Origin of the sequence: Micromonospora sp. NPDC005806 (genome assembly GCF_042871425.1) — a bacterium.
Lineage (GTDB): Bacteria > Actinomycetota > Actinomycetes > Mycobacteriales > Micromonosporaceae > Micromonospora.
Genome location: NZ_JBIAIL010000032.1, coordinates 72,649 through 85,062 on the forward strand (window position 1 = coordinate 72,649; position 12,414 = coordinate 85,062).

General features: G+C 73.2%; 8 protein-coding genes. 3 read left to right on the forward strand and 5 right to left on the reverse strand.

Going from position 1 to position 12,414, the window contains the following annotated elements:
• Window positions 1-14 precede the first annotated feature (14 nt).
• Window positions 15-3,350 carry a S8 family serine peptidase gene (locus ACFYOS_RS27150; RefSeq protein WP_387147370.1) on the forward strand — a complete coding sequence of 1,112 codons (3,336 nt, stop codon included), beginning with the start codon at window positions 15-17 and terminating at the stop codon, window positions 3,348-3,350.
• Window positions 3,351-3,392: 42 nt separating this feature from the next.
• Here the strand turns inward: ACFYOS_RS27150 and ACFYOS_RS27155 are convergent, their stop codons facing one another.
• The 4 genes from ACFYOS_RS27155 to ACFYOS_RS27170 all read right to left on the reverse strand — a co-directional run bounded on the left by ACFYOS_RS27155 (window position 3,393) and on the right by ACFYOS_RS27170 (window position 9,544).
• Window positions 3,393-5,441: a BTAD domain-containing putative transcriptional regulator gene (locus ACFYOS_RS27155; RefSeq protein WP_387147373.1), complete on the reverse strand. Its 2,049-nt coding sequence runs from the start codon at window positions 5,439-5,441 to the stop codon at window positions 3,393-3,395.
• Between the two features lie 112 nt (window positions 5,442-5,553).
• Window positions 5,554-6,078, reverse strand: coding sequence for a sigma-70 family RNA polymerase sigma factor (locus tag ACFYOS_RS27160; protein WP_387147376.1), 525 nt, complete (start codon window positions 6,076-6,078; stop codon window positions 5,554-5,556).
• Window positions 6,079-6,192: 114 nt separating this feature from the next.
• On the reverse strand, window positions 6,193-9,006 hold the full coding sequence (locus ACFYOS_RS27165) for a BTAD domain-containing putative transcriptional regulator (RefSeq protein WP_387147379.1): 2,814 nt from the start codon (window positions 9,004-9,006) through the stop codon (window positions 6,193-6,195).
• A gap of 49 nt (window positions 9,007-9,055) precedes the next feature.
• Window positions 9,056-9,544 (reverse strand): hypothetical protein, encoded by a 489-nt coding sequence (locus ACFYOS_RS27170; protein WP_387147382.1) that lies wholly within the window; start codon window positions 9,542-9,544, stop codon window positions 9,056-9,058.
• A gap of 138 nt (window positions 9,545-9,682) precedes the next feature.
• Here ACFYOS_RS27170 and ACFYOS_RS27175 point away from each other — a divergent pair, with 138 nt between their 5' ends.
• Window positions 9,683-9,871 (forward strand): hypothetical protein, encoded by a 189-nt coding sequence (locus ACFYOS_RS27175; protein ID WP_387147385.1) that lies wholly within the window; start codon window positions 9,683-9,685, stop codon window positions 9,869-9,871.
• 83 nt (window positions 9,872-9,954) lie between these two features.
• On the opposite strand, the gene ACFYOS_RS27180 is transcribed toward ACFYOS_RS27175, so the two are convergent.
• Window positions 9,955-10,839 (reverse strand): SdrD B-like domain-containing protein, encoded by an 885-nt coding sequence (locus ACFYOS_RS27180; protein WP_387147388.1) that lies wholly within the window; start codon window positions 10,837-10,839, stop codon window positions 9,955-9,957.
• Window positions 10,840-11,041: 202 nt separating this feature from the next.
• On the opposite strand from ACFYOS_RS27180, the gene ACFYOS_RS27185 reads away from it, so the two are divergent.
• Window positions 11,042-12,319: a WD40 repeat domain-containing protein gene (locus ACFYOS_RS27185; protein ID WP_387147391.1), complete on the forward strand. Its 1,278-nt coding sequence runs from the start codon at window positions 11,042-11,044 to the stop codon at window positions 12,317-12,319.
• Window positions 12,320-12,414 lie beyond the last annotated feature (95 nt).

The following is a 12,414-nucleotide window of genomic DNA, read 5'->3' on the forward strand; positions in this document are numbered from 1 at the left end:
ATCCAGGGAGAATGATGCGTTCAGTTCGCAAGATATCCGCACTGGCATTGCTGGTGCTGGGCGTCTCGGCGGTGGCTCCGGGCGGTTCGCCGGCGTCGGCGCAGCCCCAGGCCGCGAAGCCGGCGACCCCACCCGCGGTCGCGTCCAAGCCCCGGACGGTCACTCTGCTCACCGGCGACACCGTTCACGTCAGCACTGTGGACGGTCAGACGGCTGTCGACGTCGTACCGGGCAAGGGACGGGAACGGATCCCGTTCATCACCCACAGCGCCGGCAAGGACGTGCGGGTCATCCCCGCCGACGCCGTCGGCCTCCTCAACCGGGGCAAGCTCGACGAGCGGCTCTTCGACATCTCGACGCTCGTCGGCTTCGGCTACGACGACACCCGGGCCGCCCTGCCGCTCATCGTCCAGCACAGCGGCGCCGCCCCCGCCGGCCTCGCCGGCGCCCGGACCACCCGTGAGCTCTCCGGGATGAGCGCTGTCGCGGAGAGCCGCACTGACGCGGTGTCCTTCTGGAACAGCCTCACTGCCGCCGCGAGTGGCACCGAGCGGCAACTGCGGGCCGGGTTCGACAAGATCTGGCTCGACGGGCTGCGCCACCCCACCCTCGACGTAAGCGTCCCGCTGACCGGCGCGCCGGAGGCCTGGCAGGCCGGCTGGACGGGAACGGGGGTGAAGGTCGGCGTGATCGACACCGGCGTCGACCAGACCCACCCCGACCTGGCCGGCCGCGTCGCCGCCGCGGAGAACTTCACCTCCGACCCGGACACCCTCGACCGGGTCGGTCACGGCACCCACGTCGCCTCCACCATCGCCGGCAGCGCGGCCGCGTCGCAGGGCCGTTACAAGGGCATGGCGCCCGGCGCGTCCCTCTACAGCGCCAAGGTCTGCGTCGAATACGGCTGCCCGGAGTCGGCGATCCTGGCCGGCATGACCTGGGTGGCGCAGCAGGGCGTCAAGGTCGCCAACATGAGCCTCGGCGGCCCGGACAGCCCGGACACCGATCCGATCGAGGCGGCCCTGGCCGACCTCACCCACCGTTACGGCGTGCTCTTCGTCGTCGCCGCGGGCAACGACGGCGAGGCCGGCGAGTCCACGGTGAACTCGCCCGGCGACGTGGCCGAGGCACTGACCGTGGGCGCCGTGACCAAGACGGGCGAGCTGGCCTATTTCTCGAGCCGGGGTCCGCGCGCGGGCGACGCCGGCATCAAGCCGGACATCACCGCGCCGGGCGTCAACATCGTCGCCGCCCGCAGCTCGACCTCCGACCTGCGGCCGTTCGCCGAGAACCCGCAGTACGCCAGCCTCTCCGGCACCTCGATGGCGACTCCGCACGTGGCGGGCGCGGCGGCGATCCTGACCCAGCAGCACCCGGACTGGACGCCTGAGCGGATCAAGGCCACGCTGATGGCGGCCGCGCAGCCGAACGCCGCCATCGGCGTCTACGGGCAGGGCGCGGGCTTCCTCAACGTCGCCCGGGCGATCCAGCAGCCCGTCACGGCGAGCCCGGTCAGCGTCGCCTTCGAGCGCACCACCGCTGCGCAGCAGCGCACGATCACGTACGCGAACGGCGGCTCTTCCGACCTCACCCTGGCCGTCTCCCTCGACGCCAAGGACGCCGACGGCGCCCCGGCGCCGGCCGGCCTGTTCAGCCTCAGCGCCTCCTCGGTGACGGTCCCGGCCGGCGGCACCGCCACCGTGACCGTCAACGTGCAGGCCGGCGCCGACCTGCCCGACCGCTACTTCGGCGGTGAGGTGACCGCCACCGGCGGCGGCGCGCAGGTGCAGACCCCGGTCGCGCTCGACGTCGCCCGCCACCAGTTGACCCTCAAGCTCGTCGGGCCGGACGGCGGAGCGCCCACGCCCGAGCAGGGCTGGGTGACCGTCCTGATGGACCTGGACCGGCAGACCGTCCTGGTGCTCGGCGACCCCGCGGCCACCAGGTACCGGATCCGCGCGGGCCGCTACCTGGTCCAGACGTACATGGTGAGCAGCGACCCGGCCTTCCCGTACCTCACTTCGCTGATGCGCCCGAGCCTCGACCTGACCACGGACCAGGCGCTCACCATGGACACCCGCCTGGCGAAGCCGATCGCGGTGTCGGTGCCGAACCCGAAGGCCACCGCGATACACCAGGAGTCCGGCTGGACGATCCGGACCGAGCAGCCGCAGATCTGGGGCAGCAACGACCCGTACGGCGTGCTGATGAACGTCCCCTTCGACCACCTGCGGACCGCGCAGATCGGGGCCGGCGATACGCCCGGCTTCGTCTCCTACGTCCACGGGATCTGGGGCCAGGTGGACCAGGACGGCGGCCTGCACAACAGCCCGTACGTCTACCGGGTCTACCTCTACGAGCCGGAGAAGATGATGACCGGGCTGACCCGCAAGCTGCGCGCGGGCGACTTCGCCACGGTCCGCTCCCAGATCAGCGCGGACGTGGCCGGCGTGCCGGTGTCGCGGTACGCGGTCGCGCACGCGCCCGGCAACTCGCCGATCTACCGCGACGAGCGCAGGGCCGTGCCGATCTTCACCTACGACGTGCCGAGCACCATCACCGAGTACTACAACCACGACAAGCAGGCGGTGTGGCAGACGACCTCGGCCCAGCGGGGGTACACGTACTACCAGTCGGCGTGGACCAGCTTCCAGCCCGGGCGCACGTACAAGGTGAAGTGGGCCAACGCGGTGGCCGGGCCGGTCTTCCCGGAGCCGAACTTCGGCCAGCAGTTCGCCACCCGCTACTGGGGCGACCAGCTGGGCGGGCCGGGGCCGCTGCACGGCGACGGCACCGGGCACATGGGCTTCCGGTTTGCTCGCGAGGGCAGCGTGCAGGTGGACCTCTACCGCAACGGGGTCAAGATCGGCGACGCGACCGAGGCGCCCTGGGTGTGGAACGTGCCTGCGGAGGCGGGTGACTACCGGTTGGCCGCGACCTTCCGCAGCGACCCGGCGTTCACCCTGTCGACGGTGGTCGACGCGGAGTGGACCTTCAAGTCCGAGCACGTGAGCGACGGCGAACTGGTGAAGCTGCCGATGACGGCGATCCGGTACACCCCGGAGCTCGACATCGACAACCGGGCGCCGGCCGGCCGGCTGTTCAAGATCCCGATCTCGCTCGACCGTCAGGTCGGGGCGGCGCCGGGCCAGACCAGCAGCTTGACCGTCGAGGCGTCCTTCGACGACGGCAAGACCTGGCAGCAGCTGACCGTGCAGCGGTCCGGCGAGAAGGCGGTCGCCTGGGTGCACAACCCGGCCGGCACCGGCTTCGTCTCGCTGCGGGCCGCCGCGACGGACACCAGCGGTAACACGGTCAAGCAGACCATCATCCGCGCCTACCGGTACTGAGCGAGGGCCCCGGACGCGGCGCCCACCGGCGCCGCGTCCGGGTCACCGGTGCCAGAGCAGCCGGTTGCGGATCCGCCGGGCCATCGGCGAGTCCGCCCCGTCGCGCTGGTAATAGTCGTAGACCCGCTCGATGGCGGCGTCCCGCTCGGCCGCGTCGTCGTGCTCCTCCCCGAGCTCCACGGCATAGGCGCGCAGCAGATCATGCATCCGCCACCGGCCGTCGCCCGGCTGGACCAGCAGCTGCGCCCCGAGCTCGGCGAGCAGGCCGCGGGCAGAGCGCAGGGACAGGCCGCCCAGGGCGGCCGCCGCTTCCGTGCTCAGCTCCTCGGCCGGGTGCAAGGGCAGCAGCCGGAAGAGCCGGGCTGCCTCGGGAGTCAGGGCCCGGTAGGAGCAGGAGAAGCTCGCCTCCAGCTCGGCATGTGCGTCCCCGAAGCCGGCCAGCCGACCGTCGGCGTCGGCCAGCTCACCGGCAACCGCGGGCAGGCTGAGCCCGGGCCGGCCGACGCTGCGGGTGGCGACCAGCGCCAGGGCCAACGGCAGCCGGCCGCACCGCGCGATGATCTCGTCGACGGCGGCCGGGTCGGCGGCCGCCGCGTCGCTGAGCCACCGGGTGAGCAGCTCGCGGGCCTCGGCGTCGGTCAGCAGATCGAGGTGCAGCGGGTGGGCACCCGCCGGGCCGGCCACGCCGGTGATCCGGCGGCGGCTGGTGGCGATGACGAGACTGCCGCCGGTGCCGGGCAGCAGGTGCCGGATCTGGTCCCAGTCGCGGCAGTTGTCGAGCAGGATCAGCACCCGGCGCTCGGCCAGGATGCTGCGGTAGAGGCCGGCCTGGGCGGGCAGCTCGGCCGGGATGGCGGCCGGCGCGACCCCGAGGGACCACAGGAAGCCGCGCAGCGCCTCCGCCGGTGTCATCACCGACTGCTCGCCGGAGTCGAAACCGCGCAGGTCCGCGTGCAACTGCCCATCGGGGTAGCGGGCGGCCAGCTGGTGGGCCAGGTGCACCGCGAAGGTGGTCTTCCCGACGCCGGGCATTCCATCGATGACCAGCGCGGTGGCCCGCCGGTCCCCGGCCAGCAGCTCCTCCGCGGCGGCCATGGCGCCGTGGCGGCCGGTGAAGTAGGGGTGGTCGGCCGGCAACTGCGCCGGCGGCTCGGCCCGGGTCGACTGCGACAACTCCAGCTCGGCTGGCGGCCATAATTCGGCCTCCGCGCCGCTAGGCGGCACTCCGGACCGAATGAAGGCCGGGCGGCCAAATTCGGCCTCCGCGCCGCTAGGCGGCACTCCGGACCGAATGAAGGCCGGTCTGACGCCGCGCCGCGACCTGGAGCCGTCGGCCGGGGCGTCGTGGTCGAGCAGGCTGTCCCGGGCCGCGCGCAGCTCGCCGCCCGGCTGGATGCCGAGCTCGCGGGCGAGCCGGTGCTCGAGGTCGGCATAGGCCGCGAGGGCCTCGGCCCGCCGGCCGTCCGCGGCGAGCGCGAGCAGCAGCCGCGCCTGCAGTGCCTCGTCCAACGGCTCGTATTCGGCGGCCAGCCGGATCGCCGGCAGCACCGCGTGGACGCACCCGGCCCGCAAGGCGGCGTCGGCCGCCGCGCGGACGGCCGCGAACAGCTCGCCGTCGACCGCGACGAACTCCGGATGGGCCCGGCCGCCGGCCTGCAGGCCCGAGGCGCACCGGTCGCGCCACAGCGCGAGCGCCTCCCGGTAGAGCTCGACGGCCGGTTCGCCGGAGCGGCCACCGGCCCGGGCGACCAGGCGCCGGAAACGCAGCAGGTCGAGCGACTCCTCGTCGATCCGCAGCCGGTATTCGGCGCCGTCGCGGATCAGCATCGAGCCCGCTGCCCGTGTCGGCAGGCCCGGCTCGAAGTGCCGCCGGAGCATCCCGACGTGCCGGTGCACCACATTGACCGCGCTGGGTGGGGGGTCGGACTCCCAGAGCAGGTCGACGAGCTCGGCGACGCTGACCGCGCCGCCGGCCCGGGCCAGCAGCAACGCCAGGATCAGCCGCTGCTGCCGGGTGCCCAGGTCGATTTCGGACTGGCCGCGCCAGGCTCGCACCGGGCCGAGCACGGCGAAAGAGAGCGGGCTGGTCATCTTGCTGCGATTTATACAGGGCCGGTTGCCGCGATCGCCACAGCAGGCCAGGGGCCCCGGGGCGCGTTGCGGCAAGGTGAGCGGCCGGATCGGGCCGCCGGAGTCTCCCTACTCAGGCCGCCTTGAGGCCGGTGCGCAGGGCGCGCAGCGCGTAGTGGGTCCGGGACTTCACCGTGCCGATCGGCACTCCCAGCCGGCCCGCGACCTCTTCCGGTGACCGCCCGACCAGATAGACCTCGGAGAGCAGACTGCGCTGCGCCGGGCTCAGCCGGCCGAGCGCGCGCCGAATGGCGTGCGACGCCAGCGCGGTGCCGGTGGTGTCGTCACCAGCGGGAATCCAGGTCATGTCGACGAGATGGACCTCGGCCGGGCGGCCTCGCCGCAGCCGGACGCCGTCGATGACGAGCCGCCGGGCGACGGTGCAGAGCCACCGGCGGGCGGCATCGGGCTCGGCCGGCACGGAGTCGAGGTGGCGCCAGGCCCGCAGCATCGTCTCCTGGAGCAGATCCTCGGCGGTCTGCCGCTGGTCGCGGGTCAGCATGAGCAGGAGACGCAGCAAGGCACGGGCGTGGTCCGCATGCAGCGCGGTCATGCGCTCGGCCCGGCCGGACGGTGATCCGTCGAGTGCTCGCAGCACGATATCTCCCCCATAGGCAGGAGCAACGGTGAATGCGGCACGAGCCTAGGGTTGATCGATGCGAATGGACTGACGCGTAAGTGCGAATCGAGTGCCGTCGCCGAACGCAATCGGTCACGGACGCGACGTGACCGCCGCGAGCAGGCCGGCCAGCCGCCGGCCGGTCCGGGTCTGCGCGTACGGGATCAAGGCCAGCGCCTCCTGCCACGCCCGCACCGCGCCGTGCTGGTCGCCAGCAGCGGCGAGGGCGTCGCCGAGCAGCGCCAGCACCTCCGCGGCCGGCGCCGACGCCGAGGCCTCCTGGTAGGCGACGGCCGCCTCGCGCCAGCAGTCGACCGCCTTGCCGAGCTCCCGGCGGGCGGAATGCACCTGGCCGAGCACCTCCCACGCCTCGGCGATGCCCAGCCTGTACTGCGCTCCGCGCGACAGCGCCATCGCCTGCTCGGCGCAGCGCACGGCCTCTTCCTCCCGGCCCAGTTCGGCGTTGCTCGCGGCCATGATCACCAGGCCGTCCGCGAGCAGTTTGTCGTCTCCGGCCACCCATGGCCCCAGCGCCGCGGAAAGCGTCCGGACGACCTCCTCGTGTCGCCCTTGGGCGCCCAGGATCATCGCCCGGTTGATCCCGGCCCGGGTCACCTCGCCGTGCAGGCCGAGCCGGGCGAGCAGCTCGAGCGCCCGGTCGAGATGCCCGACCGCGGTCTCGTGCTCGCGCCGGAAGTAGGCCGCCCCGGCCAGGCTGCGGTGCATCCGGGCCTGCCCGACCAGATCGCCGCCCGCCCGGGCGGCCTCGAGAGCCACCTCGCCGGTCGTCGTCCAGTCGGCCCACCGGCCGCTGCGGTCGAAGAAGTGCTGCATGCCCAGGGCGAGCTGCCAGGCGTCGGTATGCCGGCCCTGCCGGGCGGCCCGGCCGACCAGCACGATCAGGGCCTGCCGCTCGGCGGTGAACCAGCGCAGGGCGTCGCCGTGGCTGGCGAAGCGCAGCGGGGTCTCGCCCGGCCCCGGCTCGATCAGCGGGTGGTCTTCGGAGGCCAGCAGCCGCCGGTGCGCCTGATAGCAGGTGGCCCGGTAGAACTGCAGGCAACGCAGCTCCGCGGCGGCGCGCTCGGCCGGGCTGTCCGTCTCCTCGCCGAGTTCCGTGGCATAGGCCAGCAGCAGGTCGTGGGTGCGGTAGCGGCCCGGCAGGTCCTCGCTGATCAGGTGCGCGCGGCTCAGCTCGCCGAGCAGCGCCCGCCCGGTCCGCGGCGGGACGCCGGCCAGGCCCGCCGCCCCGGCGATCGAGATGTCCGGGCCGGGATGGATCGGCAGCAGCCGGAAGAGCCGGGCGGCCGGGGCGGAGAGTGCCTGGTAGGACCAGGAGAAGACGGCACGCAGGCCGGTCTGCGGGTCGTCGCCGTCGAAGCCGTCCAGGCTCCGGGGCGCTTGGGCCAGCTCGGCGGCGATCTGCGCCGGCGGCGTCCGCGGCAGGCTCGCCGCGCGGGCGGCCACCACGGCCAGCGCGAGCGGCAGCCGCCCGCAGCTGGCGATGATGGCGTCGATCGCGGCCGGGTCCGCCGCGACGCGGCCGGCGCAGAGCGGCCCGACGAGTACCGCGCGGGCCTCGTCGAGGCTCGGCAGGCCGACCGGCAACGGGTGGGCGCCGGCCGTGGTCAGCAGGCTGCTGAGCCGGCCGCGGCTGGTGACGATCACCAGACAGCCGGGGCTGCCCGGCAGCAGGTACCGGATCTGCTCGGCGTCCCGGCAGTTGTCGAGCACGATCAGCAGGCGCCGGCCGGCAAGGCTGCTGCGGTACATGCCCGCCTGGGCGTGCAACTCGTCGGGAATGCCCTCCTGCGGCACCCCGAGCGAGCCGAGGAAGCCGCGCAGCGCCTCGGCCGGGCTCATCGCCGGCTCCCGCCCGTCGTATCCGCGCAGGTCGACATACAGCTGCCCGTCCGGGTAGCCGGCGGCGAACTCGTGGGCGAGGTGGACGGCAAGGGCGGTCTTGCCGATCCCGGGCATGCCGTCGATCGCGAGCACCGCCGGCCCGTCCGGGCGGGCGACCGCCGCGCGGGCCTCGGCGATGAGGTCGTCCCGGCCGCTGAAGAAGGGCAGGTCCGGCGGCAGCTGTGCGGGCCGGGGGAGTGGCGACGGCGACTCGGTACGGGCTGGCTGGGTGCGCTGGTGCAGCACCCGGTCGTACGCCTCCCGCAGCTCCTCGCCCGGATCGATGCCCAGGTCGTCGGCGAGCCGGCGGCGCACCACCCGGTACATCTCGACGGCTTCCGCCTGGCGGCCGTCGGCGGCGAGCGCCAGCAGCAACCGGCTCTGCAGCGACTCGTCGAGCGGATGCTGCTCGGCGGCCTGCCGCAACGGCGCCAGCACCGCGCTCAGCCGGCCGCAGCGCTCGGCGGCGTCGGCAGCCTCGCGCACGGCCTGGGCGCGTTCGGCCTCCACGGCGAGGAACGCGGGATGCAGGCGGGAGGCCGGTTCCAGGCCCGCGGCGCACCGGCCGCGCCACAGCCGCAGCCCGTCGAGGGAATGCCGCAGCGCCGACTCCGGGTCGCCGTCCTGCAGGCTCCGGCCGGCCAGTCGGCTCAGCGACCGGAACTTCAGCAGGTCAAGGGACCCCTCCTCGGCGCGCAGCCGATAGCCCGAGAGGTCCCGCAGGATGTGCCGGCCCGCCGACCGGGTGGGCAGGCCGGGCTCGAGCAGCCGCCGGAGCACCCCGACGTGCCGGTGTACGACGTTCGCGGCGCTGGCCGGGGCCTCCTCGTCCCAGAGCAGGTCGACCAACTCGGCCAGGGAGACCGGTGAACCGGCCCGGGCCAGCAGCAACGCGAGCACCAATCGCTGCTGGCGGGCGCCCAGACGCAGCTCGGCGCCGGCGCGGACGACCCTGATCGAGCCGAGCACCGAGAAACCGATCGCCTCGCCCGCCTCCGCCTGCACAGCGGCAACGGTAACCGGCCGATCCGGCGGTGCAGCAGCAGCGCGGTGGTCAGGACGGGGCGGCCTGGCGCTGCGCCGGCTGCCCGACCCTGCCGGACATCCGCTCGACGATCTCCTCCAGCGCCTCGAACGCGTACGCCCAGTTGTGGCACTTGAAGCTGCGCAGCCCGTCGATCGGGGTCCGGCAGTCGGCGCAGTGCACGCCGGGGATGGCGTCGGGGACCTCGGTGTTGACGTACTTGCGCTCGCCGAGGATCACCCGGGCGATCATCGCCCGGTCGTGCACCCCGTGCAGCGCGGAGGCGACGATGTCGTACCAGTTCACCCGGCGGCCGCACTTCGGGCAGTCCGGCTCGTCACCGCTGACCCAGAGCGGCGCGCCGATGCTGCGCGCCGGCATGTTCAGCAGCTTCTCCAGCCGGCGTACGTCCGACTCCGGAGTGGTCCAGCGGTGCCGGCCCGGCAGCGAGGCGGGCGAGTCGTAGACCGCGCGGAAGACCACCGGGTCGACCTCCACCGTCTCCCGCCTACCGGTCATCGCTACCTCCCGAGCGTCGCGTGCTCCCCACCGTCGTACCAGGTTGAACGGCGCACGCAGCCGGATCAAGGACGCGGGGGTTCGGCGGTGTGTCGCCGACCGCCCAGACCAGCCGCGTGGGTTGTTACGCTCCGCGCCATGTTTTCCGGCGACGCGGATGCTGACCTGCGGCAGATGGCCCAGCTGATGATCGTCACGCCCGGCTGCCACGCGGACGACCGGGCACTGGCGGCGGCGGTGCTGGCCCGCGCGGCGCAGGACGACGAGCAGGAGGAGCCCGCGCCGGTGCCGGCTCAAAAGCGGCGCTGGTGGCAGCGGCGCGCCTGACATCAGCCCACCGCGCCCCGGCTTTCCTCCCCCCCGGCGGGCCGCTCGCCCGGGGCCGGCTGCCCCGGGCGAGCGGGAGTCGGTCAGCTCACCAGGCCGGCGTCGACGACGTACTCGCCGCCGTGGTGGGCGTCGAACTCGGTGCCGCCGAGCAGCACGGTCGGCTCGGTCTGGTAGGTCGTCACCAGGTCCGAGTCGGTGGCGTCGTCGCCGACGTTCGCGACGGTGCGGCCGTACTGGCTGGTGACCTCGATCCGCACCTGGTAGAGCAGCTCGGTGCGGGCCGTGATGGACCAGGTGCCGTCGGGGTTGACGGTGGTCGAGCCGCCACCGATCGCCTGCCCCTGGCGAGCCAAGAGGGAGACCCGCAGCACGCCCTCGGGGCCGACGGCCGGCTCGCCCTCCTCACGCTGCCCGTCCCGGTCGAGGTCCTGCCAGACGACGCCGCGCACCACACAGGTGCCGGAGATCGCCACCGTGACTGAACCGGTGTTGTTGTCGGCGTTCGACTCGTGCTTGACGGGGGCGATGGTCGCGGTGATCGGCACGGTGGTGCCCGGCGTCGCGCCGGCCACCTCGAACGGCACGTTCAGCCGGTTTCGTGCGCCGGCCAGGAGCTGCGGGTACGCGCACGAGTAGCTGGTCGCGCTGGTCACCGTGCAGTTCCACCCGGAGCCGGCGTACGGCGTGGTCGTCCGCAGGCCGGCGGGCACCGAGACGGTGACCTCGACCGGGCCCGAGTCGCCGTTGCCGTAGTTCCGGAGGTCGATCTGGGCGGTGAAGGTCTCGCCTTCCGCCGGGTTCAGCACGTCGGTCGTCATCAGGTCGACGAGCAGGTCGGGCTGCGTCCGTCCGGCCGCCACCGCGTCAGCCGGGAGAACCGCCGCCGTGCCCCCGAACAGGGCGAAGGCGGCCAGCGTGGTGGGGACGATTCGTCGGATCGAATGGGACAGGGAGTTCCGTCGCATGGACTTCCTCACGTCGTGGCTTCCGGCCCCGCCGGTCGACGGGGCCCGGGGGTAGAGATAGATCAACTACCTCCACTCATCAGGCGTCGTCGATGCCGATGGTGTTACACGTAACGTTTGTGCACCTTGGAGCGCCTTTTTGTCGGCGGGCCAGGGTCCCGATCCCGGCTCGCGTCGCCTATCGGATCACGAACGGGGAACGATGAGCCGAACAGCACACCGGGGCCGGCGCGCCCGGATCTGGATGATCGGGGTGGGCGTGCTCGCCCTCCTGGCCGCCGGGGCGGGCACCGCCGTGGCAGGCAGCGACCGGTCCGCCGACCGTAGTGCCACAGCGGCGCACCCGGTCGCCGAGACGACCACAGCCAAGGCCGACAAGGCGCCCAAGTCTCCGCAGCCGGGACGGAAGCCACGTCCCACCGCTTCGCCGACGTCCAGCCCGACCGCCAGCCCGACGCCGACCACCACGTCGCCGCCGAGCACCGACGTGAACGTGCAGATCCGGATCCCGGGATACGTCACCGGTTTCCGGTTCGGCGACATCCTGGCGGACGAGGCACGCGGCCGGGTCTACCTCACGGGAGGCAAGGGCACCGACGGTCTGATCGTCACCGACCTGGACGGCAAGGTCCTGCGCACCCTGCCGGGCATCGCGCCGGGGGCCGCCGGGATGACGCTGAGCCCGGACGGCAGGAAGCTCTACATCGCCGCCGGCGACCAGGACTGGCTCCGGATCGTCGACCTGGACACCTGGGAACTGGACGGGCAGTTCACCGGGAAGACCGACGGGACCATGACGTGCCCGAAGGACATGGCCTTCGCGGCCGGCCAGCTCTGGGTCTCCTGGGGGTGCGAGAACGAGCCCACCGCGGGCATCGGCCGGGTCGACCTGGCGACCGGCAAGTTCTACGTGAACGCCGTCGACGCGATCGACGAGCGGATCAGCTCGGCGATGCTGCTGGCCACCTCGCCCGCTCAGCCCGACATGCTGATCGCCGGCGCGACGGGCACCAGCCCGGCCCTGCTGGTCCGCTTCGAGGCCACCCCGACCGGGCTGGTCCAGCGGGCGATCAGCCGGACCGACGGTGGCTCGGTCGCGCAGTTGGCGGTCACCCCGGACGGCACCAAGGTGATCGTCCCCTCGGGTGCGCCGTACTACCACCCGGTCCTGCGCACGTCCGACCTCGTCGAGGTGCACCGGTATCCGGCCGTGCCGTATCCGGACGCCGTGGCGATCCGGCCCGACGGCCTCGTCGTCGCCGGCACCGACTCGTCGTACGACGAGGACGTCCGGGTCTTCGAGCCGGGCGGCACCACGCCGATCGCCACGTACGAGTTCGGGCACCTGCCGAACCAGGAGACGTGGGCGCACAACCTGGTCACCGGCGGGCTGGCCGTGTCCGGCAACAGGATCTACGCGGTCACCGACCAGCTGGCCGAGCCCGAGATGGTGACCTTGCGGATCCGGGACCTGCCCTAGCTTGATCTTTAACCTGCTGGGCGGCGGCATCGACCCCGACTGATCATGGGGACAGCCCTTGATCGATCATTCCTCTTGTCTAGGGAAGAAGATCA

Coding starts and splice junctions, on each gene's coding strand:
- ACFYOS_RS27150 (WP_387147370.1), top strand. CDS start 15: ATGCGTTCAGTTCGCAAGATATCCGCACTGGCATTGCTGGTGCTGGGC.
- ACFYOS_RS27185 (WP_387147391.1), top strand. CDS start 11,042: ATGAGCCGAACAGCACACCGGGGCCGGCGCGCCCGGATCTGGATGATC.
- ACFYOS_RS27170 (WP_387147382.1), bottom strand. CDS start 9,544: ATGACCGGTAGGCGGGAGACGGTGGAGGTCGACCCGGTGGTCTTCCGC.
- ACFYOS_RS27175 (WP_387147385.1), top strand. CDS start 9,683: ATGTTTTCCGGCGACGCGGATGCTGACCTGCGGCAGATGGCCCAGCTG.
- ACFYOS_RS27155 (WP_387147373.1), bottom strand. CDS start 5,441: ATGACCAGCCCGCTCTCTTTCGCCGTGCTCGGCCCGGTGCGAGCCTGG.
- ACFYOS_RS27180 (WP_387147388.1), bottom strand. CDS start 10,839: ATGCGACGGAACTCCCTGTCCCATTCGATCCGACGAATCGTCCCCACC.